The 26,214-nt window shown below is 41.0% G+C and carries 24 protein-coding genes; 14 read left to right on the plus strand and 10 right to left on the minus strand.

Going from position 1 to position 26,214, the window contains the following annotated elements; translation table 11 throughout:
- Positions 1-22: 22 nt before the first annotated feature.
- Positions 23-925: a polyprenyl synthetase family protein gene (locus LBE40_RS08145; protein ID WP_004857792.1), complete on the minus strand. Its 903-nt coding sequence runs from the start codon at positions 923-925 to the stop codon at positions 23-25.
- Between the two features lie 304 nt (positions 926-1,229).
- Here LBE40_RS08145 and rpmF point away from each other — a divergent pair, with 304 nt between their 5' ends.
- Positions 1,230-1,409, plus strand: coding sequence for a 50S ribosomal protein L32 (rpmF, locus tag LBE40_RS08150; RefSeq protein WP_004857790.1), 180 nt, complete (start codon positions 1,230-1,232; stop codon positions 1,407-1,409).
- Between the two features lie 602 nt (positions 1,410-2,011).
- On the opposite strand, the gene LBE40_RS08155 is transcribed toward rpmF, so the two are convergent.
- From LBE40_RS08155 to LBE40_RS08165, 3 genes are all read right to left on the minus strand, one after another.
- Positions 2,012-2,596, minus strand: coding sequence for a CarD family transcriptional regulator (locus tag LBE40_RS08155; protein ID WP_004857787.1), 585 nt, complete (start codon positions 2,594-2,596; stop codon positions 2,012-2,014).
- A 308-nt stretch (positions 2,597-2,904) separates the two neighbouring features.
- The gene (gene fdxA / locus LBE40_RS08160; RefSeq protein ID WP_004857785.1) at positions 2,905-3,243 is read right to left on the minus strand and encodes a ferredoxin FdxA; all 339 of its coding nucleotides are present in this window, start codon (positions 3,241-3,243) and stop codon (positions 2,905-2,907) included.
- Positions 3,244-3,264: 21 nt separating this feature from the next.
- A complete protein-coding gene (locus LBE40_RS08165) occupies positions 3,265-4,845 on the minus strand; it encodes a hypothetical protein (protein WP_040296778.1) in 1,581 nt (526 codons plus the stop codon).
- Positions 4,846-5,411: 566 nt separating this feature from the next.
- Here LBE40_RS08165 and LBE40_RS08170 point away from each other — a divergent pair.
- Complete coding sequence (locus LBE40_RS08170) at positions 5,412-6,323, plus strand: RNA polymerase factor sigma-32 (protein WP_004857781.1); 912 nt, start codon at positions 5,412-5,414, stop codon at positions 6,321-6,323.
- A gap of 168 nt (positions 6,324-6,491) precedes the next feature.
- Here LBE40_RS08170 and LBE40_RS08175 read toward each other — a convergent pair whose 3' ends face one another.
- The gene (locus tag LBE40_RS08175) at positions 6,492-8,030 is read right to left on the minus strand and encodes a M48 family metalloprotease (protein WP_004857779.1); all 1,539 of its coding nucleotides are present in this window, start codon (positions 8,028-8,030) and stop codon (positions 6,492-6,494) included.
- 161 nt (positions 8,031-8,191) lie between these two features.
- On the opposite strand from LBE40_RS08175, the gene LBE40_RS08180 reads away from it, so the two are divergent.
- The 3 genes from LBE40_RS08180 (at position 8,192) to LBE40_RS08190 (ending at position 11,170) form a co-directional block, all read left to right on the plus strand.
- Positions 8,192-8,827 (plus strand): thiamine diphosphokinase, encoded by a 636-nt coding sequence (locus tag LBE40_RS08180; RefSeq protein ID WP_208432970.1) that lies wholly within the window; start codon positions 8,192-8,194, stop codon positions 8,825-8,827.
- Between the two features lie 103 nt (positions 8,828-8,930).
- The gene (locus tag LBE40_RS08185; protein WP_208432971.1) at positions 8,931-9,338 is read left to right on the plus strand and encodes a glycine zipper domain-containing protein; all 408 of its coding nucleotides are present in this window, start codon (positions 8,931-8,933) and stop codon (positions 9,336-9,338) included.
- Positions 9,338-11,170 (plus strand): ABC-F family ATP-binding cassette domain-containing protein, encoded by a 1,833-nt coding sequence (locus tag LBE40_RS08190; RefSeq protein ID WP_252615198.1) that lies wholly within the window; start codon positions 9,338-9,340, stop codon positions 11,168-11,170. The genes LBE40_RS08185 and LBE40_RS08190 overlap by 1 nt, the downstream gene beginning before the upstream one ends.
- 43 nt (positions 11,171-11,213) lie before the next feature.
- Here the strand turns inward: LBE40_RS08190 and rimJ are convergent, their stop codons facing one another.
- Positions 11,214-11,768 (minus strand): ribosomal protein S5-alanine N-acetyltransferase, encoded by a 555-nt coding sequence (rimJ, locus tag LBE40_RS08195; RefSeq protein WP_252615199.1) that lies wholly within the window; start codon positions 11,766-11,768, stop codon positions 11,214-11,216.
- 641 nt (positions 11,769-12,409) lie between these two features.
- Positions 12,410-12,667, minus strand: a complete 258-nt coding sequence (locus LBE40_RS08200) for a DUF2312 domain-containing protein (RefSeq protein WP_004857768.1) — start codon at positions 12,665-12,667, stop codon at positions 12,410-12,412.
- Positions 12,668-12,906: 239 nt separating this feature from the next.
- Between LBE40_RS08200 and LBE40_RS08205 the strand changes: the two genes are divergently transcribed.
- On the plus strand, positions 12,907-13,452 hold the full coding sequence (locus tag LBE40_RS08205) for a DUF1036 domain-containing protein (RefSeq protein WP_004857766.1): 546 nt from the start codon (positions 12,907-12,909) through the stop codon (positions 13,450-13,452).
- Positions 13,449-14,885 (plus strand): pyruvate kinase, encoded by a 1,437-nt coding sequence (gene pyk, locus LBE40_RS08210; RefSeq protein WP_004857764.1) that lies wholly within the window; start codon positions 13,449-13,451, stop codon positions 14,883-14,885. Before LBE40_RS08205 ends, pyk begins: the two co-directional genes overlap by 4 nt.
- Before the next feature lie 177 nt (positions 14,886-15,062).
- On the opposite strand, the gene LBE40_RS08215 is transcribed toward pyk, so the two are convergent.
- The gene (locus tag LBE40_RS08215; RefSeq protein WP_252615200.1) at positions 15,063-15,440 is read right to left on the minus strand and encodes a cell division protein ZapA; all 378 of its coding nucleotides are present in this window, start codon (positions 15,438-15,440) and stop codon (positions 15,063-15,065) included.
- A 12-nt stretch (positions 15,441-15,452) separates the two neighbouring features.
- A complete protein-coding gene (locus tag LBE40_RS08220) occupies positions 15,453-15,728 on the minus strand; it encodes a DUF4164 domain-containing protein (RefSeq protein ID WP_004857761.1) in 276 nt (91 codons plus the stop codon).
- A 335-nt stretch (positions 15,729-16,063) separates the two neighbouring features.
- Between LBE40_RS08220 and tkt the strand changes: the two genes are divergently transcribed.
- The 5 genes from tkt (at position 16,064) to LBE40_RS08245 (ending at position 21,922) form a co-directional block, all read left to right on the plus strand.
- Positions 16,064-18,070 carry a transketolase gene (gene tkt / locus LBE40_RS08225; RefSeq protein WP_004857759.1) on the plus strand — a complete coding sequence of 669 codons (2,007 nt, stop codon included), beginning with the start codon at positions 16,064-16,066 and terminating at the stop codon, positions 18,068-18,070.
- Entirely contained in the window at positions 18,067-18,225 is a 159-nt protein-coding gene (locus tag LBE40_RS08230) for a hypothetical protein (RefSeq protein ID WP_004857758.1), read from the plus strand. Before tkt ends, LBE40_RS08230 begins: the two co-directional genes overlap by 4 nt.
- Before the next feature lie 15 nt (positions 18,226-18,240).
- Complete coding sequence (gap, locus tag LBE40_RS08235; protein WP_208432974.1) at positions 18,241-19,248, plus strand: type I glyceraldehyde-3-phosphate dehydrogenase; 1,008 nt, start codon at positions 18,241-18,243, stop codon at positions 19,246-19,248.
- Between the two features lie 341 nt (positions 19,249-19,589).
- Positions 19,590-20,783 (plus strand): phosphoglycerate kinase, encoded by a 1,194-nt coding sequence (locus LBE40_RS08240; protein ID WP_004857754.1) that lies wholly within the window; start codon positions 19,590-19,592, stop codon positions 20,781-20,783.
- Positions 20,784-20,890: 107 nt separating this feature from the next.
- Entirely contained in the window at positions 20,891-21,922 is a 1,032-nt protein-coding gene (locus LBE40_RS08245) for a class I fructose-bisphosphate aldolase (RefSeq protein ID WP_004857751.1), read from the plus strand.
- A gap of 259 nt (positions 21,923-22,181) precedes the next feature.
- Here LBE40_RS08245 and rpmE read toward each other — a convergent pair whose 3' ends face one another.
- Entirely contained in the window at positions 22,182-22,403 is a 222-nt protein-coding gene (rpmE, locus tag LBE40_RS08250) for a 50S ribosomal protein L31 (RefSeq protein WP_004856429.1), read from the minus strand.
- A gap of 189 nt (positions 22,404-22,592) precedes the next feature.
- Between rpmE and LBE40_RS08255 the strand changes: the two genes are divergently transcribed.
- Both LBE40_RS08255 and LBE40_RS08260 read left to right on the plus strand, forming a co-directional pair.
- A complete protein-coding gene (locus LBE40_RS08255; RefSeq protein ID WP_004857748.1) occupies positions 22,593-24,383 on the plus strand; it encodes an ABC transporter transmembrane domain-containing protein in 1,791 nt (596 codons plus the stop codon).
- Between the two features lie 329 nt (positions 24,384-24,712).
- Entirely contained in the window at positions 24,713-26,149 is a 1,437-nt protein-coding gene (locus tag LBE40_RS08260; protein WP_004857746.1) for a hypothetical protein, read from the plus strand.
- The last annotated feature ends 65 nt before the right edge of the window (positions 26,150-26,214 follow it).

Here is a 26,214-nt window from a genome sequence, read left to right on the forward strand (position 1 = left end):
TGCACAATGGAGCAGACTGAGATTAATTTTTTCGTGTTGCACTAAAGCGAGCAGCTTGTTGAAGTGGTTTTGCTTTAGCGCCAAAGGGGTGTAAAAGTACTTCTGCTTTAGCGATGAGTTCGTCCCGCTTTTTTTGTGTTTCTTCAATGCCATAAAGACGAACAAAAGTTGCTTTATGTGCTGTTTTATCTTTACCTACTGTTTTTCCTAGGATTTCACTTTTGGCCGTGACATCTAGGAGATCATCCGTCAATTGAAAGGCTAAACCAAGATATGTTCCAAAAGCAGCAAGTTTTTCTGTGAATTCTTTGGATGCATTGCCGATAATTGCGCCTGCTTGGCAAGCAAAGCTTATCAGAGCGGCTGTTTTCATGCGTTGTAGAGTGATAATGTTGGTGCTCTCTTGTGGTTTTTTTTCCGCTTCAAGGTCTAGCATTTGTCCGCCTACCATACCACCAATTCCTGCAGATTGTGCAAGAGCTGTGACCAGTTTTATTCTGGTGTCAAAGGGGAGTGTACTGGCTTTATGGGCAATGATTTCAAAAGCAAATGTTAGCAGAGCATTGCCTGCTAGAATTGCTGTTGCTTCATCAAATGCTCTATGAACTGTGGGTTTTCCGCGTCGGAGTGTGTCGTTATCCATGGCGGGAAGATCATCATGGATGAGTGAGTAACAGTGGACACATTCTAAGGCACATGCAATATCAAGAGAGTGTTCAGCAGGGATATCAAAAAGTGCCGCACTTTGCATAACAAGAAAAGGACGGAGGCGTTTTCCACCATTCAGCACACCGTAGCGCATGGCTTTGATGAGGGTTTCAGGACGAGCAATTTCACCAGTTTGAACTTGATCACTTAACAGTGTATCAAGTCGCTTTTCAACGGTGTGCGCATGTTCTGCAAGAAGGGTGGTAAATTCATGCATTTGTGCTTCCTTTATTTTTGAAAACGGGGTTCTGGAATTTCAAGAGAGGCTTTTTTATTAAAAATTTATACCCACTGTAAGCGGAAGTCTTTGTTAAAGCCAAACAAAAATTGTATGAAAATCTCATGAGAAGGCTTCAATCAGTGTCTAAAACTGTCATTTTTGATAATAGTATTACCATTTTTGACGTTGCCTCTTCTTTTTAATCAGTGTATAAGACTATCAGATTTTCTAATTTTTTGACAAAGGCTCTGTCATTTTTGACATTGCCTCTTCTTTTTTAGTGGATTTGGAGTGTCTCTTTATGGCTGTACCTAAACGAAAAACCTCTCCTTCGAAGCGAGGTATGCGCCGTTCGGCTGATGCCTTGAAGGCGCCAACTTATATCGAAGATAAAAATTCTGGTGAATTACGTCGCCCTCATCACATTGATTTGAAGACTGGGATGTATCGCGGACGTTCAGTTTTACCCCCTAAAGATTGAGATTTTATTTCCTTACTAGGTTAAGGCCTATTTTTATTGTAGGCGAGCGCTTGTACAGGTGATGTGCTTTTCGGTTCTCTTGTTAAAAGGGTATTGGAAATAGGGTTTCCTCATTGCGTGGTAGCTTTGCGGCTTTCTTGTTATCTTGGCAAGGAGGTTGATTTGTTGTGCATACACTTTGTGTGAAGAGTGCTCTGTGTGAGGTTAGGGAAGAATTCTCTTGTTTTTATCGGTGTGGAGAACGTTGATTTGCTTGTCATCTTGACAGAATGATTTGGAAGGTTGTGCGTACCAATTTATGGGGCTTATGTCCTTTGTGAAGAATCAAAATCCTTGATTGCTATTAATAAGCTTAGTGACAGAGTGCATCTAAGATATATTCGATAAAGAGGGTTACAACAGGAAGATTAAAATATCATTTTTTGATATAAGATGACTCTGTAATGTTATTCATATCGTGGACAACTCCACCAAAATATTTTGAGATGAAGTAACTTAGCGGATTTCCTGTCAAAGATTCTTTTATTTATGAAGATCATGAATAAAAACAAGCCAGCGAGATGCTGGTTTGTTTTTATTATAAAAAATATCTTAGCTTCTTATTACGCAGCGTATACAGTGTTGCTATTTGTATTAGCTTCATCTCTCTCGGATTTAAATTCGCGCTCTGGCTTGTTTGAGAGATGCATCTCTATGAGATTTATGGCTTCTGTTTCGGAAAGATTATTAATAACAGCAATTTCACGGGCCATTCTCTCTAGTGCAGCGGTATAGAGCTGGCGTTCGGAATAAGATTGCTCGGGCTGTAGATTTGAGCGAAAAAGATCACGCACCACTTCGGCAATACAAATGAGATCACCTGAATTGATTTTAGTATCATATTCTTGAGCACGACGTGACCACATGGTTCGTTTAACGCGTGCTTTTCCGTGCAAGATTTTTAATGCGCGTTCAACAGAATCAACAGCAGATAATTTGCGCATTCCAACAGAAATAGCTTTCGCAATCGGTACTTTGACATCCATTTTATCTTTCGCAAAATGAATAACAAAGAGTTTTAATTTATGCCCTGCAACTTCTTGATCTTCAATCGCTATAATTTGCCCTACTCCATGGGTAGGGTAGACGATATATTCAGAGGTTGCAAATCCTTTAGCATTGGAGGACGTTCCGTGTTGGGATGCCATATTTTAGTTTACTCCCTTTATGACCAAAAAATGTACCGGAAAGCAGGTTATAAACCTGAACGTTGAATGTTCTTTGACCAAGTATATTATACGAATTTAATGAGCATAAAAGTTGAGTACTTTTAAATTCAACAAAAAACACCTTGCTTTACAAGCAACAAGCAAAGAGAAAATACTTAGAAAGATGATCATGTTAAAATAGTATTAACATCAAAATTCAAAAGAATCAATCATTTCGCTTAAGAATTTTTGTTTTTACAAGAGAATGTTCTCAATTTTTTTAGGAGTGCTGTGTGGACCGTAGGTTATTATTCACCGCTTCCTGGATTTTCTGAAAAATACTTTTCTAATTTATCTGGAACACCATCCATTTCTTTTGCTTGAGGAAGCGGGTCTTTTCGGGTGGTTAAATTAGGCCATTTGGTTGCGTAATGAAGATTGAGCTCTAGCCATTTTTCTAGTCCTGGCTCTGTATCAGGCTTAATAGCCTCTGCTGGACATTCTGGCTCGCAGACACCACAATCGATACATTCATCGGGATGAATGACAAGCATGTTTTCACCTTCATAAAAACAATCAACAGGGCAAACTTCAACGCAATCAGTATATTTGCAATGAATGCAGTTGTCGGTTACTACATATGCCAAGATCAAACTCCATTTGTTATTTTAGTGATCTTTGGAAGAAAGTGTATGTGTGCTTTTATTATTTGTGAGTTGATCGCGTAGTGCAGCTAATTTTGCAAAAGGTGAATCAGGGTTAGGACGCGTTTCTTTCCGAGGTGGTTTATTATTTACACGTTTGCTGTGAGATTTTCCCGATTTATAAGAGTGTTTGGTATGCGCTGGTGCTTCTTGCGGGGTGTTTTCATTCGCGTTTGCCCCTTTCTTAAAAGCTTTTTTCGGTTTGTTTTGCCATCTGTGTCCAGATTTATCACGGTTTTTGTGCGCGTGGTTGTGAGAATGATAATGATAACGCCATAGTAAAATAACTTTATCTTCTACTGTGATATGTTTTTGCTTGGCAAAGTCGCCAACAGGTTCAGCTGCTGGTAAACAATCTATGTTGGCTACGATATTGGGTTGTGTTTCAACACAAGTGGTTAAGACACTGTTTTCTTCTTGTGTTGTTTGTGAGGCTTTCATTGTTTGCCATTGATCACCAACACATTCTGCCGCAGGAACATCTTGTGCTGTCGTACATGCATGGGAAGAGGCTTCGTATGCGAGGAGATTTTGTTCAAAAACAGTGCTACTCACGGCATGCGCTTGATAACCGAGTCCTTTAAGAATTTCTTCCATATCGGTTCCATTGGCTCCAAGAATAGACATCATTGTGGATGTGACAAAAAAACTTTTGCCATCATAGGCGCCTTCGGGTTTTTGTTCACTCCCTTGTTTCCAGTGAAGTGCGGGGCGGATAAGGTTTGCAAGGCGTTCTAAAATATCAACGCGTACAGCACGTTGCCCTAAGATTCGATAACCGGCTAATTGATAAAATTGGCGGTTGTATGTAGGATCAACAACGAGAGAAGTCCGTCCTGCAGACAAAGCCGCAAAAATTTCACCCAAACCAGTTTGGTCATGGCCTTCATTTTGAAGGTTCCATAGCAGAGTAATGGCTTGGACAGGGGCTGGTTTAAGCATTCCTATAACATAGATATGAAAAGCACCAAAACGCACACCTAGCCTTCGGAGCACTGCTCGTGATTCTTGGTCCAGACCTTTGACGATTTCAGCAACTTCTCGACGGGGCAAGATTCCTAAAGAGTGGACAAGTTGTGCGGCAAGGCTGCTTGTTGAATCCGTCAAGCTATCAGCATTTTGCAAATCAAACAGGGGTTTTAAAGCCGTTTCAAAATGAAAATTTACAAAACGCTCTAGGCGTTTCATTACATTATCGCGAGCTTCCCCCGTTAATTGCGCATCTGCTAAAATAATGAGTTTGGGTTTTAAAAGATTCTCCGTTGCAACAAGTTGTCCTACCGGTTGACCAATCCAACGCACGATTCCATCAGAACTGAGTGTAAAATCTCCATTGGCACAAGCACAAAAGCGCATTGCACGTTTAGTAAAGGCAAGAATCAAATTCTCATTTTCTACATCTGCTAAGTTTTGCGTGTTAGTTGCTTGAGCAGTATTGTTCTTATTGGCATAAAAACGAAAACCTTCAAATTTGCCACTTCCGTGTTTTTCAATAAGAATATCATCTTGAAGAATCTCATTCTGTTGAACAATCTTGCTATCCATGATCATTTTCTTTCTCAGTGCTACACTGGTAAAAGCTTATTCTTGAAAATTCTATCATTATGCTGCTCCTTTAACACGTTTGTTATATTTTCTTCAATCATTCTTGTTGTTTTTTGATGCTTCTTTTTCCCTTTAGGTTTAGGTATTTTTCTTTTTATTCATTTTTGACGTGTTATACATGTTTATTACACGCATTAATTGCGTTGTGAAGTTGGAAGTGTAAAATAAATTCTTTGCGCAAAAGGTAAGTACGTCGATAATTAAACAAAACAACATTTATTTTTGCGGGCTTGTTTGTTTTTTTGTTTTGTCATCAACAGGTGAGGACAAAGCTTTCTCGCACATTTCTTGCTGGTGAGAGGCGTATATTATATCGCCGTTTCGCTCATGAATCTGTGTCTTCTGACAATAAGTTTTACAATAATAATAAAAAAACAATTGCGATTATAAATTTACACGCTAAAGTAGTGGTATAAAAATTACAACTTTTACGTTCTTTTTTTTGAGAAAGAATGATGATGTCGTTGCCAAATCAATTTTGATAATTTTAATCGCAAGGGGTTATTATGGGTAATCTTTCAAATGCTGTTTACAAAAACAGTAAAAATTATAGCGACGCAGATAAAAGCTTGGGACGTAATATGATGCGTTCTGCTATGCAAGCGCCTTATCTTGAACGACAAAAAGAGCATGATTTGGCTCTGCGATGGAAAGATAAACGCGATGATGACGCTATGCATCAAATTGCAGCGGCACATATGCGTTTGGTGATTGCGATTGCTAACCGTTTTAAACGTTTTAAAATGCCGTTGGGGGATCTGGTACAAGAAGGTTATGTGGGGTTGCTAGAAGCTGCTGCGCGTTTTGAGCCTGATCGGGAGGTGCGTTTTTCGACTTATGCAACATGGTGGATACGTGCTTCTATTCAAGATTATATTTTACGAAATTGGTCTATTGTTCGAGGGGGAACCAGTTCTTCGCAAAAAGCGCTTTTCTTTAACTTACGACGTTTACGGGCGAAATTGGTACAAGATGATAGTGCTTTGACAAAACAAGATATTTTTCGCACGATTGCTGAAAAACTCGGCGTTTCAGTTCGTGATGTTGAAACGATGGATTTTCGTTTTTCTAGTTCCGATAATTCTTTGAGCGTTTCTGTTTCTGAGAATAGTGAGAATTCCATTGCTAAAATGGATGCTCTCGTGGATGATAGCCCTCTTCCTGATGCTTTAATTGAGCAAGTGATTGACGGACAACGGCGTACACAATGGCTTTATGATGCGTTGCAAATTCTTAATGAACGGGAACTTGAAATTATTCGTTTTCGTCGTTTGAATGAAGAGGGAGCTACTTTAGAAGTTTTGGGTGAAAAGTTGGGAATTTCGAAAGAGCGGGTGCGTCAAATTGAAGCACGCGCTTTGCAAAAGCTACGTTCTGCTCTCCTTACCGTTCATTCAGCGGATGCTTATGAGATATAAGCATTGAAGATTTCTCGAGCAGACAATCTGAAGTGAGGTTGTGCAATGAGAGGTGAGCTATCGGGAAGCGGGGTTCAAAGATTGACCAGATCGGCGCGGGGGAAATGTCTCAGAAGGTAAAGCAAAGGGAATAGGAGAGAAACATAAAGGGGAGAAAAGTATGGGGGATTATTCTGTGACAATTTTAACGTTTGTACCTACGCGTAAAGTTTGAGTTGGGGAGAATGCGTTGAGAATGCAAAAAAGTTTTTCTTTATGTTTTGTGTTTTGCATTTTATTAGCAAGGTTTGCAATGCTGTCTCCTTCTTTAACGGGCACAACACGGATTCTCAAGGGTTTTAGCTTTTTTAACTGTGATGATGTAAGGGGATGAAAACTTTGTACGGTTCTTTCGGCAACCGCTTTAAAATTTTGAGAATCATGTGGGAACGCGGTAAGGAAACGAAAGAGGTGCTTGTTGAATAAAATGACAACTACATCAAATTGCCATTGCTTATTGGCCGCATGGGCGTGCGCTCCAGGAAGACCTTGGATTGTTGTTGGGCGGATAGAGGATTCATCAAGTCCTACAATCCAGCCACTTTTTAAATAATCGCTCGCAGAGATTTCATTAGGATGCGGTAGTGCATCAAAACGAATAGCAGTTTTACCCATCCCGCTGGCCCAAACAGTGTGCCCTGAAGTCTCTATTGTGAAATTGTGTGGAACGGAAAAAGTTATACGCAATTGTGGGTGGATAAATTGGTTTTCTCGTACAAAACCTGTATGAGAGTTACCACCAAAAATCATGCCATCAATGCTTTTGAGAAAAGAATCGCGATCAGTGTTTTTTATGTTCGCTATACTTATTTTCCGTGCCTTTTCTATCGCACGGCGAATCCGTTGCGGAGTGGTTGGATGTGTTGCTAAAAAGTCTAAGGAAGTATTTGAGGTTCCAGAGCTATTGCGAAAGACATTATAGGCTTCTAGTGATTGTAAAAAACGCGGCGATGCAAATGGATCATATCCTGCTCGTTTGAGCATTTCGAGTGCAATTGAATCGGCTTCCAGTTCCTGATTGCGTGAAAATTGTGCGAGTTGTTGTTTGTTGTTAATGGAGTTGTGAAGTTTTCTTCCTTTATAAGAAAGCAGGTGTGGTGACATATGATTTGTCATCTTCAATTCGGCTTCTTTTTTCAGGCGCAAAATGCCGTGATTGGCAGTAATATGGGCTATTTCATGGGCTAAAATTGCTGCAACTTCTGAAGAATCATTGGCCAATGCTAGCATACCGCGCGTTATGTAGATGTAGCCACTTGGGAGGGCAAAGGCGTTGATACTCTCGGAGTCTAAAATTGTTACAGAATAGCTTTGGTGGGTTTGTGATACAACAGTGAGTTTACGCACAATATTTGCTAAGAGGCGTTCAAGTTTTGCATCATAGTATGCACCGCCATATATTTGTAAAATACGGAGGTGTTGTAGTGCGCTTAATGTGACATAGATATTGTTTTTGCTGGTACGTTTAGAATCTGAAGAAGAAAGCATATTATTGGAGGAGAAGCGCGTATGACAAGCAGAAAGGAGAAGCATTAAGCTTATGAGAGTTACTTTATACAGTCTATTGCGAAAAAGAAAATTTCGTTGAAAAATTGGGCACTTTTGATCGTTGTGTACTGTGTTTTCTAGGTGCACCGGGTTTTCTGATTGTATTTTGGCAAATTTCATTTGTATCTTTAAGTATGTGTTTTTTACAATAACGGAGCTTTTTGGAAAGAAGCTTTTAGGATAAGGATTCTTTTGATTTTATCACGGTTATTATCTATAAAAAACGTCTATTTTTATAAGAAATGCTATAAAAGGAAATCTTACGAAAGGCGGAGTATGGCATGACAACATTTACAGTATTGTTAAATGGAAATGTTTGTGTCACTGATCGTTTGCATCGCCAAATTCGCAACAGTCGAGTGATTGCTGCCGATGGTGGAATGCGTCATGCAGCAGCGCTGAATGTGATTCCTGAGTTGTGGTTGGGAGATTTCGATTCATCTGATCAGTCTCTCATAGACAAATATCGTCATATTCCACGTGAGCTTTTTCCTTCTGATAAAGATATGACCGATAGTGCTCTGGCATGTGAAAGAGCTCTGCAAAATGGTGCCAAACAGCTTATTTTGTGTGGTGCTTTTGGTGGTGAAAGAAGTGATCATAGTCTTTCTCATATGACGCAAGCATTGGTGATGGCCGAAAAGGGCATTGCAGTGTTATTGACGAGCGGTCTTGAAGAAGGTTGGCCGGTTTTGCCAAAGTCTTTTTCATGTGATTTACCTGAGGGTTGTTTGTTTAGTATTATCGGTTTTTCTGATTTACAAGGATTAACTCTCTCAGGTGTCAAATGGCCGCTTTGTGATAAAAATGTATCATTTGGGTCTTCTTTGACAGTTTCTAACCGTATTTGTGGAACCTTTTCTTGCCAATTAGGTTCTGGAAAAGCTATATTATTGGCGTCTGTACCTATTCCATAAAGCTCTTCCGGTGTATTTGAATAAGGCAGAGGGGGACATGGTGATTAAGTGCCGGCATGAATAATATATTTATGTATTAATCTCGAGAAGGAGAGTTTTTTATATGTTAAAGTCAATTTTAAAAGTGGCAGTTGTTTCAGCCATGGGTTTAAGTACGGTGGCTTGTTCTGTTAATGATCAACGTGTTGCGCGTTACGGTGTAGGCGGAGCAGCAATAGGCGCTTTAGCTGGAACAGCAATTGCTGGAAGCACGCCTGGGGCAGCGCTTACGGGTGCAGCATTTGGTGCGATTGCAGGAACAGTGACAGGAGCCGCTGTAAATCAACAAAGACAGCAAAGACAGATTGTTGTTCCGCAGACACCAATGTGCACATATCGTACCCATAGAGGACAGGTTTATCAAGCACCTTGTGCTCACAAAGTACGCGCGCCGCATACACCAAAATTGTGCACTTACCGTGATGGAAGAGGTGTCATGTATCATGCACCTTGTCATAAACGCGTTCGTTAATGGCGTTGCCGCTGCTGCGGCTTGACCGCATTTTCCTAACTTTTGGATCAGCTCCTTTGCTCAACCAAGCTTGCTTGTCGGTTGAGCAAGGGGCGCGTATTGCATTGGTGGGCCGTAATGGTTGTGGAAAGTCTACGCTGCTAAAAATTGCGGCTGGGATGAGTGAGCCAAGTGGTGGGGAAATTTTTCGCCATCCTCGGGTCACTGTTTGTTATGTTTCACAAAATCCTGATTGTTCAGGCTTTGAAAATATTCGCGCCTTTGTGGAAGCTGGTCTGGATGATGCGCCTGATGTGCAATGGATAAACACACTTCTGGCAAATCTTGGTTTTTCAGGAACTGAGAGGTTGGAAACGCTTTCTGGTGGGGAAAAGCGCCGTGTTTCATTGTTGCAGGCTATTGCAGCGAAACCAGATATTCTTTTGTTGGATGAACCAACCAATCATCTTGATTTACCAACTATTGAATGGCTTGAGGGTGTTTTGTGTTCTTTGCGTTCCGCCATTGTGGTGATTTCGCATGATCGGCGATTTTTAGAAAATGTTACGCGTTCAACGGTGTGGCTTGATCGAGGAACCACAAAGAGGTTGGAGAAGCGTTTTTCGGAGTTTGAGAATTGGCGTGATAAGGCTCTTGAAGAGGAAGCTTTAGAACAACATAAATTGGGGCGACAGATTGCACGTGAAGAACAATGGTTGCGCTATGGGGTAACAGCGCGGCGTAAACGTAATGTGCGCCGTTTGGGGGCGTTAAAAGAATTGAGACAGCAGCATCAAACCTATAAAGGGCAACCGGGAAATGCACTTTTGACAGCTGCTAAAAGCCATAATTCCGGTCAATTGGTGCTTGAAGCAAAACGAATTTCAAAATCTTATGGTGATCACGTTGTTGTAAAAGATTTCTCTTTGCGGATTCAACGTGGTGATCGAATTGGTTTGGTGGGTCCCAATGGTATTGGAAAAACAACATTACTTTCCATTCTGATCGGCAAAGAAGCGGCCGATAGTGGGACGGTGAAGCATGGATATAACCTTTCCATGGCGTTGCTTGATCAACAGCGTACTTTAAATGGAGAAGAAACTTTAGCGCATTATCTCACAGGAGGGAGGGGTGATACTCTTGTGATCAATGGGCAAGAGCGGCATGTTGTTTCTTATATGAAAGACTTTTTATTTTTACCCGAACAAGCGCGCACCCCCCTCAAAGAATTTTCAGGTGGAGAAAGAGCGCGACTCATGCTTGCAAGGCTGCTTTCGCGTCCAGCAAATTTTTTGATTCTCGATGAACCGACCAATGATTTGGATATGGAAACATTGGATTTGTTACAAGAGTTTATTGCTGATTTTGCGGGGACAGTATTGTTGATCAGCCATGACAGAGATTTTTTAGATCGAACTGTAACGCATGTGTTGGCGCCCCAAGGCGATGGCCGCTGGATTTTATACGCTGGTGGTTATAGTGATATGATGGCGCAGAGCAAGCAAGCTGTGTTAGCGCGTAAAGAGTTATCAAAGCCTTATGTGCAAAATCACTCAAAACAGGGAACATCGAGGGAAAAAGCGGTATCTCGCAAATTGTCTTATAAGCAAGTTTATGCACTGGAAAAATTGCCTGAACAAATTGCTTCTTTGCAGGATGAAATAAAAAAAATTGAACAAGAACTTTCTGATCCAGCGCTCTATAGCTGTGATAAAGCTCGTTTTGAGCGTCTCTCTACAATGCTTCAAGAAAAACAAATGCTTTGTATGCAAAAGGAAGAAGAATGGTTGGAACTTGAACTTTTGCGCGAAGACGTAGAAAAAGAAAAGTTTTCGGGATCTCGTGAGGCCTGAATATTATCTTATTTTAATATTTTGTAAAAATACCTTATCCCGACTACTTGACGCAAACGTAAGAATCATTAATCCGAGAGGTTAGAATGTGATCTCTCCATTTTCCGGCAATCATCAGATAATCTCTGGCGCAGCCTTCTTTCTCAAAACAAAGGTGCTCTAACAAAATTCCACTTTTAATATTCTCGGGCATATAGTTTGCCATAATTCTATGCAAGCTATAGACACGAAAGACATGAACGATTAGGGTAGATAAAATCTCGAACATGAGGCCTTTACCTTGTTGTTGTTCATCAAGAGAAAAACCAAGATGACAGGCTTGAAAAACACCACGAACCACATTTGTAAAGTTAACGACGGCGATGATTGTGTTTTCATTTTTTAATCGTATAGCATATCGGTATGCTCGTTCTTGAATGCTCTTACAAGCGAACGCATTTGCTCGTATTTTCCAAGCTGTTAGAGTGTTGTAATCATCAGATTTTACTGGTTCAAAGGGACGTAAATAGTTCGCATTGCGAAGGTAATAGGAAGACAATTCACCCGCATCTTCTAAACTGATCAATCTGGAAATTGTTCGTTTTGTTTTGATTTCCATAGTCTTCTCCTCATAAAAGTGTATGACCCCGCATATTTCTCGTGCAATTTTTTGCGTCCCATGCTGGTTTTTGTATCAGCTCTTGCCATTCGATTTGTGCAAAATACAATATAGTATAGCACAATGCTTTTGTTCTAACCCCGTTTCCCCCTCCCTTATTTCCTCATTTCGCGTTTTGGCGACCGATTGAAATGTAAGAACTCTTCTGAGTGTAAGAGAACGTATGTGATCTTCTATGCCGTTTTAGGGATTTATTTCTAAATTGTGCTACATATTGCTGATATTCTTGTCGCAAGTTGCATGAACTGCGAAAACTTCTGGTAAAAATTTATGGGGATTATTCATTTTTTACATTCTCTTCTTTCGCTCGTTTATCAGCTTTTGGGGGAAAGAACAGCGCTTTGCAAATTATTTCACAGGCAGGGTTGTTATGTTGGAAAATTTCTTGAACAAATTGCTGCTTTGCAGAATGAAATGAAAAAACTCAACAAAGGTTCTCGGAGCCAGCGCTGGATTGCTGCGATAAAGCGCGTTTTGAGTGTCTGTTGACAGCGCTGGAAGAGAAGTTCTTGTGTGCAAAAGATGATACATGTTGGAACTTGAATTTTTATGTAAAAAGATAAAAAAGACACGCGCCTGTGCTAACTCATCCCAAGCGCGTTTTTATAAAGTTGGATCACTGCTTCTTCTTCCATGCGTTCATGCTCTTCTTTTTTACGCAACCGTATAATGCTCCGAACAGCTTTACTATCAAAACCAGATCCTTTCAGTTCGGCATAAACTTCTTTAATATCTTCAGAAATGGTTTTTTTTTCTTCTTCTAGACGTTCTATACGTTCAATAAAAGCACGTAATTGGTTTACGGATATAGCGTGTGTTTGATCAGTTACTGTGTTCATTGCATGTTTCTCCGGATTGTCTATGTTAAACTATTTTTTATCAACGATAAATTTGTGTTGGAAAAGCCTGAAAAACAGAAAGTGAATCAAGCTGTACACTTTTTTTACAAATTGTCTTTAAATATTTTGTAAAAGTTTGAAAATGTACATTGACAAAAGGGTAAGAAGAACAAGAAAAGAATAAAAATATCTCTGTGTACATTTGAAAAGTTCTTGGAAAAAAAGAAGAGAAGGGATGTATGTTTCGTTTTAAGGACTTGTGTCATAAAGGGAGTTTTATGGTTGGTAAAAAACAGACCAGAAAGCAGCAATGCGTATTGCAGAAAAGACTGAAAATTTTTCTCTTGAGTGTTCTGCTCTTTTTTCTGCCTGTTAGTCTTGCAAAAGCTGATTTTAGAGTTTGTAATATGACCCAACAGGCTGTTGGTGTCGCCCTTGGCTATCGTACGCTTTCAGGGTGGGTAAGCGAAGGGTGGTGGATGGTGCCCGTAACAGAGTGTAAAACCTTAATCGATGGTCCTCTTGCTTCGCGGTTTTATTATTTTTATGCCGAGGGTGCACAGAAAAAAGGGAACTGGCCAGGTTCTGTAACTATGTGTGTGCAAGATAGTCAGTTTACCATTCAAGGGGTTCATGATTGTTTCCCACGAGGTTATCAAAAGGCTGAGTTTAAAGAAATTGATACAGGCAATCAAATAAGTTGGATGGTGCATTTGACTGATGAGTCTTTGTTTGGTGATTCGGTTGTACATTCTTCTCGTCTTTCAGGAGATTCTTCACCATGAAGCGTGCACGTAAGGTAAAAATTATTGCTACTCTTGGCCCTTCTTCTTTTTCCATTGAGATGATTGAAAAGCTTTTTATGGCTGGAGCGGATGTTTTTCGCCTGAATATGAGTCACACGGACCGTAAAACAATGTGTGATTTGGTAAAGCGCATACGGCAGGTTGAAAAAAATACGCAACGACCAATCGGCATTTTAGTGGATCTACAGGGGCCGAAATTGCGGATTGGCTGTTTTGCTAAAGGTCAAGAGGATTTGCGTGTTGGGCAGAACTTTACTTTAGATAATCATGATGTGCTTGGTGATGCACAACGTGTTTTTTTTCCGCACGCAGATGTTCTTACGGCTGTTAAACCGGGGGATCGGCTGTTGATTGATGATGGAAAGTTGGAATTGTATGTGCAAGTTTGTGATGGACATTCTGTTCAGTGTCGTGTGATTGCTGGAACGCATATTTCTGATCGAAAAGGCGTGAGTCTTCCTGATACAGTTTTGCCTTTTGGTTCGATGACATCAAAGGATAAGGCTGATCTTCAAGCTCTTTTAGAACAACCGGTTGATTGGGTTGCACTTTCTTTTATTCAACGTCCCGAAGATATACTAGAGGTGCGCCGGTTAACGAAAAGCAAAGTGGCTTTGATGGCTAAGATCGAAAAACCGCAAGCTTTGGAACATATAGAAAAAATTATTGAGATTTCCGATGGTGTTATGATTGCACGGGGAGATCTAGGGGTGGAAATGCCGTTGGAAAAAGTGCCTGCCATTCAAATGGAGCTAATAAAGGCTTGTCGTTTAGCTGGAAAGCCTGTTGTGGTGGCTACACAAATGCTCGAATCAATGATTACATCCTCTGTTCCAACACGTGCGGAAGTCTCTGATGTCGCTACAGCTGTTTATGCCGGAAGCGATGCTGTGATGTTGTCTGCTGAATCTGCGTCTGGTCTTTATCCTGAAGAGGCTGTTCTTATGATGGATCGGATTGCTCGGCAAATTGAACAAGATCACACTTATGCAGCTCAGGTTGGGGCACAGCATCCTGCTCCAGAGACAACAGGTACAGATGCGATTTCTCTTGCGGCACGCCAGATTGCTGAAACACTTGCATTAGCAGCCATCATTGCTTATACCGCTTCAGGGACCACGGGTGTGCGTGCATCACGTGAGCGCCCGAACAGGCCTATTATTGCTTTATCTCCTATCGTGGAAACTGCGCGGCGATTGGCTTTGGTTTGGGGGCTGCATTGCGTCGTCACTGAAGATGCATGTGATTTAGAGGATATGGTTGATCGGGCGGCGGCGATTGCTTTTCAAGAAGGCTTTTGCCAGGCAGGAGATCGCTTCCTTGTGACAGCAGGTGTTCCCCTTGGTACACCCGGTGCTACTAACTTATTGCGTATCGCTTCTGTTTCTCAAGATGGAACGAAAGGCATTTAGCAGCAACATTTACTTGTTCTGTTTTGCTCTTTCTTGAGAGAGCAGTTTGTGTATCTACTGCTTTTGCAATTTGCACGATTTTTTCACCATGATAATTATATTGGTACAATCATGCTGGGATAACCATGCTGGTCTTTGAGCGTTATTTCGTTGGTTGGTAAGAACACTGATGCGCGTTCATAAGTCGTCTTGTTTTTGAAAATCGATATTGTTTTGTTCATCTTTGAGCAATTGATTGGTGAGCTTTTCAATTCGCTCCGTTGTGTTTCTTACAATTTTTCCCATGGTACGATCCCTTTCATTATGGAGACGTAAAAGAGTCTCGTAATCTTCTTGTAGTTTTTTATTTTCTCGTTTTATTTCTTCCATTTCATCGATAATCATAATGCCTGCCATAACGGATAAACGATGGTCACCAATTTCACCAAAACTTTTCTTCAAATGTGCGATATATTGATCCAACCGAGCTGCAAGTTCAATAAGATGGCTTTCTTGTCCTTTATTGCAAGCCATGCGATAATTTTTACCATCAATTGTGACCGAAACGGTTTCCATGTCTTTAAACCTTTATCTATCAATTACGACACGAATCGTTTCCATCGCTTTAATTAAACGTTTGGAAACTTCTTTATTTACTGCTTCTAGTCGCTCGACTTGGGCTTCAGCTTTGTCAAGCGCTTGGGCAAGATGGCTACGATCAGCGTTCATTCGTTGAATTTCTTCTTCCCATTCGTTGTTTTTATCAATAACGGCATTGCGGTTTATAATGGTGAATTCTAAGGTTCTTAATGCTTTTTCCAGTTGCTCTAAAGCTTGTGGCAGAACCGTAGTTTCTTGGCTCATGATGCTCTTATCCTTTGGGTGATTGTATCCTTTATCAGTCCTTTATGCAAAAACGAATCACTCATTTTCTTTTCTTGCGTGAATTTTATTTTTAAGTATGTAGGACATTTTAGCAAGCAAAGCAGGGGATACATGTTAATTAAAAGCTGGATTTTTTGAGAGTATTGGCATAAATGTACTGTGTATAAAGGATGTGTGAGGGGAATGTTATTCATGTTATCTTAAGTGATGACAAAAAGTCTCACGCTGAGGATTAAAAACAGTATTTCTCAAAAATTTAAGAGAATATGGAAGAAGCAATCAAATAAAGTGGTTAACGAAATGGTCTATCATTCATGACAAATACTGAACAACAAAATCAGATGGCCAATGCTATCCGTTTTCTTGCTATTGACGCGATTGAAAAAGCAAATTCTGGTCATCCTGGTTTGCCAATGGGGGCAGCCGATATTGCTACCGTTCTTTATACAAAGTTTCTTGCACATGATCCTAAAAATCCTCATTGGCCCAACCGTGATCGTTTTGTGCTGTCGGCTGGACATGGGTCTATGTTGCTTTATGCCTTACTGTATCTGTCTGGTTATGAGGATATCTCCCTTGAGGATCTCAAAAATTTTCGCCAATTAGGGTCAAAGCTTGCTGGGCATCCAGAATATGGGCATGTTGCAGGAATCGAAACAACCACTGGCCCCCTTGGACAGGGATTGGCTAATGCTGTAGGGATGGCGCTTGGTGAGCGCTTGCAGAATGCGCGTTTTGGTGATCTCATCAATCATTACACTTACGCATTGGTGGGGGATGGGTGTCTTATGGAAGGGATTTCCCAAGAAGCACTTTCTCTTGCTGGACATTTAAAACTTAATAAACTTATTGTGTTGTGGGATGATAATAATATTTCCATTGATGGAGAGATTTCTCTTGCTGACAGTACAGATCAGATAGCGCGTTTTAAAGCGTCTGGTTGGGAGGCACATAAAGTCAATGGGCATGATCAAGCAGCACTGGCACGTGCCATTGAGGCTGCTCGAAATTGTGATAAACCAACTTTGATTGCTTGCAAAACAACTATAGGCTTTGGAGCACCAAATAAAGCGGGAAGCAATAAAGTCCATGGAGCTCCTTTAGGAGCACGAGAAATTGCTGAAACCCGTATCGCTTTGGGGTGGGATGTTGAGCCTTTCGTTATTCCAGCTGATATTCTTGATGATTGGCGTTTGGCCGGCCTCAATGCTGCTAAAAAAAGGCAGAAATGGGAAGAAAAATTAGCTGATCTTCCTGTGTCAGAGCGGGTGGAGTTTGAAAGGTTGATGCGGGGTGATCTCCTAGGTGGATTTGATGGCGCTATTGATGATTATAAACAGCGCCTCAGTGAAGAGCGTCCTTTTGTTGCTACGCGTAAAGCTTCAGAAATGGCTCTTGAAGTTATCAATGAAGTCGTTAGTGAAACCATTGGTGGTTCTGCTGATTTGACTGGGTCCAATAATACCAAAAGCAGCCAGATGAAAAGTATTTCTGCTGAAGATTTTTCAGGGCGCTATCTGCATTATGGAATTCGCGAACATGTTATGGGAGCTGTGATGAATGGTCTTGCCCTTTATGGAGGCTTTATTCCTTATGGGGGAACCTTTTTATGCTTTTCTGACTATATGCGTCCTGCTATGCGTCTTTCCTCTCTCATGGGTTTGCGGGTGATTTATGTCATGACCCATGATTCCATTGGTCTTGGTGAAGATGGTCCTACACATCAGCCCGTGGAGCATTTGGCTTCCTTGCGCGCAATGCCCAATCATCTGGTTTTTCGCCCTGCTGATGCTATGGAGACAGTTGAGTGTTGGCAATTGGCTTTGAAAGCACGAAAGACACCTTCTACTTTGGCTTTGAGCCGACAAAATTTACCACTTTTGCGGCAAGAGTATGAAGAAGAAAATCTTTGTATGCTTGGCGCTTATGAATTACTAACAGCTAGTGATGATGCGCAGGTGACTCTGTTTGCTTCCGGTTCAGAATTGCAAATTGCGGTGAAGGTGCATGCTGTTTTAGAGGAAAAAGGTATTCCAACGCGGGTGGTTTCTGTGCCTTGTTTTGAACTCTTTGCGCAGCAATCTCTCTCCTATCAGCGTGCCCTCATTGGGGATGCTCCAATTAAAGTTGCTATTGAAGCTGCTGTTCGGCAAGGGTGGGACCGTTTTATTGGCAGTGATGGTGTGTTTATTGGTATGGATGGGTTTGGTGCAAGCGGGACGATTGATGCGCTTTATACGCATTTCGGTATCACTTGTGAGAATGTGGTGGCTGCCGTTGAAAAAGAGCTTGGAAAGATCCATAAAGAAAATGCAAAATGACTGTTCGCGTTGCAATTAATGGATTTTATTGTGTCGGGCGTAAAATATTATACGCTATGGTGGACAAATGGCTGATAAAGAGATTGAAGGCTGTTGTCGTTGATAATTTGGGGTTGGTGGAGACCAATGCCCATTTGTTGCGCTATAAAAATTGATAAGGAAAATGTGAAATGACTGTTCGCGTTGCAATTAATGGGTTTGGGCGTATCGGACGCAATATTTTGCGTGCCATTGTGGAAAGTGGACGACACGATATTGAAGTTGTGGCTGTTAATGATTTGGGAGCAGTGGAAACTAATGCCCATTTGTTGCGCTATGATTCAGTCCACGGGCGTTTTCCTGGACCCGTCAAGGTTGTGGGTGATTCCATTGATGTCGGGTGTGGTTTGATAAAGGTATACGCAGAGCGTGATCCAGCACAATTGCCTTGGAAGGCTTTGGATATCGATATTGCTCTAGAATGTACGGGCATTTTTACTACGCGAGATAAAGCAAGTGCGCATTTGGATGCGGGGGCAAAGCGCGTTCTTGTTTCTGCGCCGTCAGAAGGCGCAGATCTTACAGTGGTTTATGGGGTGAATCACCAGTCTTTGAGCAAAGAGCATAGGGTTGTTTCTAATGCTTCTTGCACAACCAATTGCTTGGCGCCTGTTGCGCAAGTTTTGCACAACACGGTTGGAATTGAAAAGGGATTTATGACAACAATCCATTCTTATACGGGTGATCAACCTGTGTTGGATACAATGCATCGTGATCTTTATCGTGCACGTGCGGCCGCTCTTTCTATGATTCCTACGTCAACAGGTGCGGCGAAGGCTGTAGGGTTGGTATTGCCAGAATTAAAAGGGTTGCTCGATGGTGTATCAATTCGCGTTCCAACCCCCAATGTTTCCGTTGTTGATTTGACATTTACCGCTAAGCGTTCCACAACAGTTGAAGAAATAAACACTGCCATTTGTTCTGCTGCACGCGGTGCACTTGCAGGTATTTTGGATTATACGGAGGAAAAGCTTGTGAGTTGTGATTTTAATCATAATCCACATTCAGCTATTTTCCATAATGATCAAACCAAGGTGATCGATGGCAGATTTTGTCGTGTTCTGGTTTGGTACGATAATGAATGGGGTTTTTCTAACCGCATGAGCGATACTGCTGTGGCCTTCGCCAAAACAATATAAAAAGAGGGCTTTTCGGTTCTCTTTTTATAAAAAAGTCAAATTTTTATAATGAAAATTAAGGTGTATTCTTTTTGAAAAAAACGAGTAAAGATTGTTCTTTGTGCGCTAGAGAGAAGATGTTACTTGAGTAACTCGTGCTATGTTTTGTTTCGGTATAGTAATGCGTGATGTTTAAAGCCGCATGCAAAGGCAGAATTTTAAAAGTGCGTTTTTAAACGAGATAAAGTTCGAAAAAACACAAATACGGGTTTCTTTGCGAAAAAGCAAAGAAAAGATTGTGTGGGGAGAGTTGAGCAGGTGCGTTTTTGTTTGAAACAACAGAAAGTGAAGAGGGAGCAGTGATGGGTTTTCGTACACTTGATGATGTTGATGTTGCTGGGAAACGTGTTCTTGTGCGGGTGGATTTTAATGTTCCAATGGCGCAAGGCAAAGTATGCGATGAAACGCGTCTCAAACGACATAAAGAGACCCTTGTTGAGCTTCAAAAGCGTGGAGCTAAGCTTATTCTTCTTTCCCATTGTGGTCGCCCCAAAGGGCAGGTGGAGCCAGAATTTTCGTTGCACCCTGTTGTACAAACGTTGGAAAAAATACTCAACCATCCGGTAGCTTTTGCCTCAGATTGTATTGGAGCAGCAGCGCAGATGGCGATTGAGGCGTTGCAAAATGGTGGTGTTTTATTGCTTGAAAATGTTCGTTTTCATTTAGGTGAAGAAAAAAATGATTGTTCTTTTGCTGAGGCTTTGGCGCATAATGGTGATCTCTATGTCAATGATGCTTTTTCAGTTTCTCATCGTGCCCATGCTTCGGTGGAGGGAATAACACATTTGTTGCCTTCTTATGCAGGGCGCTCTCTGCAGGCTGAATTGCAGGCGCTAGAAAAGGGGCTTGGTAATCCAATGCGTCCAGTGGTTGCTATTGTGGGCGGGGCTAAGGTTTCCAGTAAGCTTTTTGTACTCAATCATTTGGTGGAAAAGGTTGATCATTTAGTGATTGGTGGTGGCATGGCCAACAGTTTTTTAGCGGCGCAAGGCATGCATGTTGGAAAGTCATTGTGTGAACATGCACTCATGGAAACGGTTAAAAAAGTTATTCAAAAAGCGCAAGAATGCCAATGCGCACTTCTACTTCCTGTGGATGCGATTGTTGGATTTCGCTTTGAAAAAGATGCGCCGCATCGTCTTTATGATATGGGAGATATTCCTGATGAGGGCATGATTCTAGATATTGGTACTCGCTCCATTGCGCATATTAAAGGTGTGATTGATGAAGCAGCTACCCTTGTGTGGAATGGACCCCTTGGTGTTTTTGAGATGCCTCCCTTTGATCAAGGAACAATTGCGGTTGCACGCTATGCCGCACAACGTAGTCAAAAGGGGAAATTGGTTTCAATTGCTGGAGGGGGAGATACGGTTTTTGCGCTTAACCACGCTGGTGTTGCCAATGATTTTACGTATCTTTCAACGGCAGGTGGTGCTTTTTTGGAATGGATGGAAGGTAAGGTTTTGCCTGGTATTTTCGCCCTCATGCAGGTTTAAAGGGTTTTAGGCTTGAAGAAAAGCCGTATGGTTATGAGGTCGTGTAGGGCGTGCTGGTCGTGTTGCATACTTTTAGAAATTAAGACAGAACAAAGAGGATTTTTTTTATGAATGAACGTCTTGAAGATATAGCACTTGCTCTGGTTTGTACGGGTAAAGGTATTTTGGCGGCAGATGAAAGTACTGCTACGATTGGAAAGCGTTTTGAAACTATTGGTGTTGAATGCAGCGAAGATAATCGTCGTGCTTATCGTGAAATGCTTTTTAGCGCAAAAGAAGCCATGGAAAGTGCTATTTCTGGTGTCATCTTATTTGATGAAACCATTCGTCAAAAAGCATCATCTGGGAAAATGTTGACAGATCTTATTCGTGAAGCGGGTGCTTTGCCAGGGATTAAAGTCGATACCGGTGCTAAACCATTGGCGGCTTTTCCTTGCGAGACGATTACAGAAGGATTGGATGGGCTTCGAGAGCGTTTGAAAGATTATTATGCTTTGGGAGCCCGTTTTGCTAAATGGCGTGCGGTGATTGCAATTGATACACACACTCTCCCAACCAGAGGAGCAATCAACCAAAATGCACAAGCTCTCGCGCGTTATGCTGCTTTGTGTCAGGAGATAAAGATTGTGCCGATTGTTGAACCAGAAGTGTTGATGGATGGGCCATCACGTGGGCATTCAATTGCGCGCTGCTTTGAGGTGACACAAGCTGTTTTAACTGCGGTGTTTAAAGAGTTGTCTGAGGCGCGCGTTCTTTTAGAGGGTATGATTTTAAAGCCCAATATGGTGATTGATGGAAAAGATGCACGCAATGCCTCTGTGGAAGAAGTGGCGGAAAAGACGGTTCAGGTGCTTAAACGGACTGTTCCTGCTGCTGTTCCAGGGATTGCTTTTCTCTCTGGGGGACAATCTGATGAAGAAGCAACTGCCCATTTATCCGCCATGAATGCTTTGGGTACATTGCCTTGGAAATTGACCTTTTCTTACGGACGGGCATTGCAAGCGGCGGCTTTGAAGGCATGGGGTGGAAAACATGAAAATATTGCTGTTGCACAAAAGGCTTTTTGTCATCGCGCACGGATGAACCATTTGGCAGCTTTGGGGCAATGGACAAAAAACCACGAACACTGTTGTGCTTGAAGGATAACAAGTTTTGTGTTTACGAACGGCTTTTTTCTGTATCGTTAGGGTTTACTCAAGCATAATCAGCTCTCATTTTTTCAACACATAAAAAAACCCCCGCTTCAAAGCGAGGTACTTTATTGGCAACTTTGCTACGTGCTTTTGCAGCCCAAAGCAGTCTCATTGTTTGCAATGTGCAAATAATTTTATTGGGCACAAACGATTTTATTGGAACTTTATGGGCCGTTTTTTATTTTTCACAACCAGCATTAGGCTTTTACATGCCAAGGTTACCAAAACGATTTTTGAATTTAGAAACACGACCACCACGATCTACGAGTGTTTGAGACCCTCCTGTCCATGCTGGATGGGTTCTTGGATCAATGTCCAGATTAAGGGTATCCCCTTCTTTTCCCCAAGTTGAGCGAGTCGTATATTGGGTGCCATCCGTCATAACAACGGTAATCCTATGATAGTTGGGATGAATATTCGCTTTCATGCGGCAAACCTTCTGCTTTATACAACGAAATGACACTTGCTTTCTTTTTTGAGTGCGCTTGCTTCGTCTTTTTGGTAAGTTGATTAAACTATTCTTTCTATAACTGAGCACGCGTCAAAAAACAAGTGTTCAAGGTGCGTAGTTGTAGCAAGAGTTATAAACAACCTTTATTTAAGTGAGCGAAATCCTATGAATTTCTTCAATCATTCAGAAAAATCTATAAAACCTTCCACTCCAAAACCTTCATTTTCTTCGCTTGCAACTTTTGGCCCTTATCTCGTGCGCTATCGCTGGTTGTTTATCTTTGCTTTTTTTGCTTTGACTGTTGCTGCTCTTGTCACTCTGGCTTTGCCTGTTTTTATCGGCAAAATGTTTGATCATGGTTTTTCCACTTCAAGTCACGGTCATATCAATTTTTATTTCTTTATTTTGTTTTTCTTAGCATTGCTTCTCGCATTTGCTTCGGCTTGTCGTTATTATTGTGTTATCACCTTGGGAGAGCGGATTGTTGCCGATCTACGGCGTGATGTTTTTTCGCATATAATGAAACTTTCGCCTGCTTTTTTTGATAAGTCCCATTCTGGTGAACTTGTTTCGCGGTTGTTAACAGATACAACGCAAATAAAATTGGCTGTTGGTTCAACTGCCTCTACTGCTTTGCGTCATCTGATTGTGGTGATCGGAGCAGTTGTGATGATGGTGATCACCAATGCTAAATTGTCTTCGCTTGTTTTGCTTGCTATCCCCTTTGTTGCCATTCCGTTAGTTATCTTTGGGCGCAAGGTTCGTACAAGGACACGCGCGGCACAAGATCGTCTTGCAGATGCTAATGCTTTGGCAACCGAACAGGTAAGTGCCATTCGTACTGTGCAAGCCTTTACTGCTGAAAAACTTGTTTCGACACGTTTTTCACAGTTGATAGAGCGTGCTTTTCAAACAGCACGTGCTTCTGTCATTTTGCGTTCCTTTTTTACCGGTTTTGCAATTTTTATGGTTTTTAGCAGTGTGGTTGCTGTTTTATGGATTGGGTCTCGGGATGTTCTGAATGGCACCATGACTGGTGGGACACTAGGTCAATTTGTTCTTTACGCAGTGTTTGGAGCTTCTACTTTTGCGCAATTATCGGAACTGGGTGCAGAATTAATACAAGCAGCAGGCGCTGCTGAACGGCTTGCCGAATTGTTGCAAGAAAAGCCTACAATTTTAGCTCCTCAAAATCCTTTACCGTTGGCACAACCTGTCCGAGGTGCGCTTGTTTTTGATCAGGTTGATTTTACTTATCCTTCCAGACCACAAGAGAAGATTTTGCGCTCTCTTTCTTTTTCTGTCAAAGAAGGTGAAACGGTTGCTTTTGTTGGTGCTTCTGGTGCAGGAAAAAGTACCATTTTTTCTTTGATCCTTCGTTTTTATGATCCTACAAGTGGTCAAATTCGCTTTGATGGCGTGGAGATTAATCGCCTTTCTCTGCAAGATTTACGCAGTGCAATCTCTTATGTTCCACAAGATGTCGCTATCTTTGATGGGACTCTGCGCGATAATATTACTTTCGGTACAGAAAAGAGCAATGAAGAGGAAATTATTGCTGCGGCTAAAGCAGCCAACGCACTTGAATTTATTGAAGCTTTACCAAACGGCTTTGATACGCAAGTGGGAGAACGCGGTACTATGCTTTCTGGTGGACAAAAACAACGCATTGGTATTGCACGCGCGATTTTAAGAAATGCACCCCTTTTGCTGCTTGATGAAGCAACATCTGCTTTAGATGCAAACAGTGAAAAGCTAGTGCAAGAAGCCTTAGAAGGGTTAATGCAAAATAGAACAACACTGGTGATTGCACACCGTTTAGCAACGATTTTAAAAGCAGATCGTATTCTCGTGATGGATAAAGGTGCCCTCGTTGAAGAGGGAACACATGCCGAACTCGTCGCACAAAACGGGGTTTATGCATACTTAGCCAAATTGCAATTTTCACCTGAGTAAAGAATCGGCGTAATAGGAGCAACTTTTATTATAAACATTAGCTGTTTTCATTAGGATAGTGTTGGCTTGAGGTTTGCTCAATATATTATATGCTTTTAGAGTACGATATACTTGTTTTTCCAAGGCAATTCTTTCGAGTGAGAATGCTTTTCTTATCATTAAATACAACTTGTTGTATACTTATTTGAGAATAAACCTATAATTTGTATTATTTATTTTTATAGACTATATATCTAGTATTTTATAAATCCAAATACCACATAATGATACTATGATGCTGAATTGATCAGAGAATTGTACAAGTATTGTTAAAAGAAAAGAGCGTAATAATGAATGACGCTATCATAGATTGGATAAGCCGCCTAATGTCGCCTATAATTTTATTCATTGGGAGAAAAATGAAGAAATGTTCGAATGCAGCATTCATAGTTTTGAGGGAAAGGAAGGAATGTCGGGATGTAGCATTCAGAGTTATGATTTTATTCGTTATAATGGGGGTGTTTTGGTATTTTGGAGCTTCAACGATTACTTTATTAGGTGTGGCAGTTATAGCGTATTTTATTGTGAATTTAATGTTTGTATTAGTTAATTATAAGAAAGAACAATTCAAGCAACTAAAAGATCGAGAATGCGCGATATATAAAGATATCATTATAAAATGGGAAGAAAAGCTTTTTCAAGAAACTCAAACAATATCGCAAGAATGGTTGAGACAATGGGATGAGGGAGTGAAACAGTGGGAAAGAGACGTACTGGAAATAAAAAATCTTGGGCATATTTCTAAAGCCTGCGGACAGCAACATCCGATGGTTAAGGGTATCTGTGAGAAAGGACATGCATATATACTTTCTCTTTATAAGAAGGCGCTGGAGAAGAAACTTACTTCTGAACATTATGAAAAAATCAATGATACAGTAAACCGTTTAATGGGCACTGAGCATTTTAAGAAAAACTATCAGAAAACAGTGCGGTTAATGAAAGACAATGGGATAATTGATGAAGAGTTTTCAGATCCTCTTACGGTAGATCCCTCTACGAAAGAAACAAAATATAAACCTGCAATGTTGGTGTTTCATTGGTGGTTGTATGTGATTGATGATACGATAGCTACTTTGAAGAGAGAACAACAAGAACAGTCTAAGAGCATATGTGAAAAGCAAGAATCTACAGGAGTTTATGGGGATAGCATATATACAAATAGAGAATATGAAGAGATAGAGAAAACAGTAGATCATTCGTTCAGTGAAGAAGAATGGTTATTAACTAATAAAAAGGATATCTTGTCGTTGTTGTGTGGTATTTCCGATATTTATGGAGCAGCAAGAGAAACTTTTATTTATTATTATAGGCTTATTGGAATTGTTAAAGCGGGATATATTGCCTTTAACCAGAATTGTGATCACTCCACGGTTAAAAGCGAAATCGATGCCTGTAAAAAGGAAGACAAAAAGCAGGAAAAAGGTTTTTCCATTGCTGAAGGGACGCCAACATTTGAAGAAGCTTATAAATTAGGCGCCAAAGAGTGGATGAAGGTATCAAGTGAGAAATTTTATAATCAGCGGATCTTTTGGAGTAAGCTTATACAAATAGAAAACGCGAGAATTAAATTACAAATCATTTTCGGTGATGAGAAGGTAAAGGCAGTGGAAGAGGCTATTAATGCAGACAAAGAGCATTTTGACACCAAATTGCGAGAGGCTCTTTCTGAAGACAAAGATTTTCATTATAATAAATCTTGTGCCTATTTTGTTCATATGCTGTCATAACGGTTGAAAGTGAAAGAGAGTAGGGAACAGCTGTATTAATCGGTGAATTTATGGGAGCTTCACTC

The organism is Bartonella taylorii, assembly GCF_023920105.1.
GTDB classification, from domain to species: domain Bacteria; phylum Pseudomonadota; class Alphaproteobacteria; order Rhizobiales; family Rhizobiaceae; genus Bartonella; species Bartonella taylorii.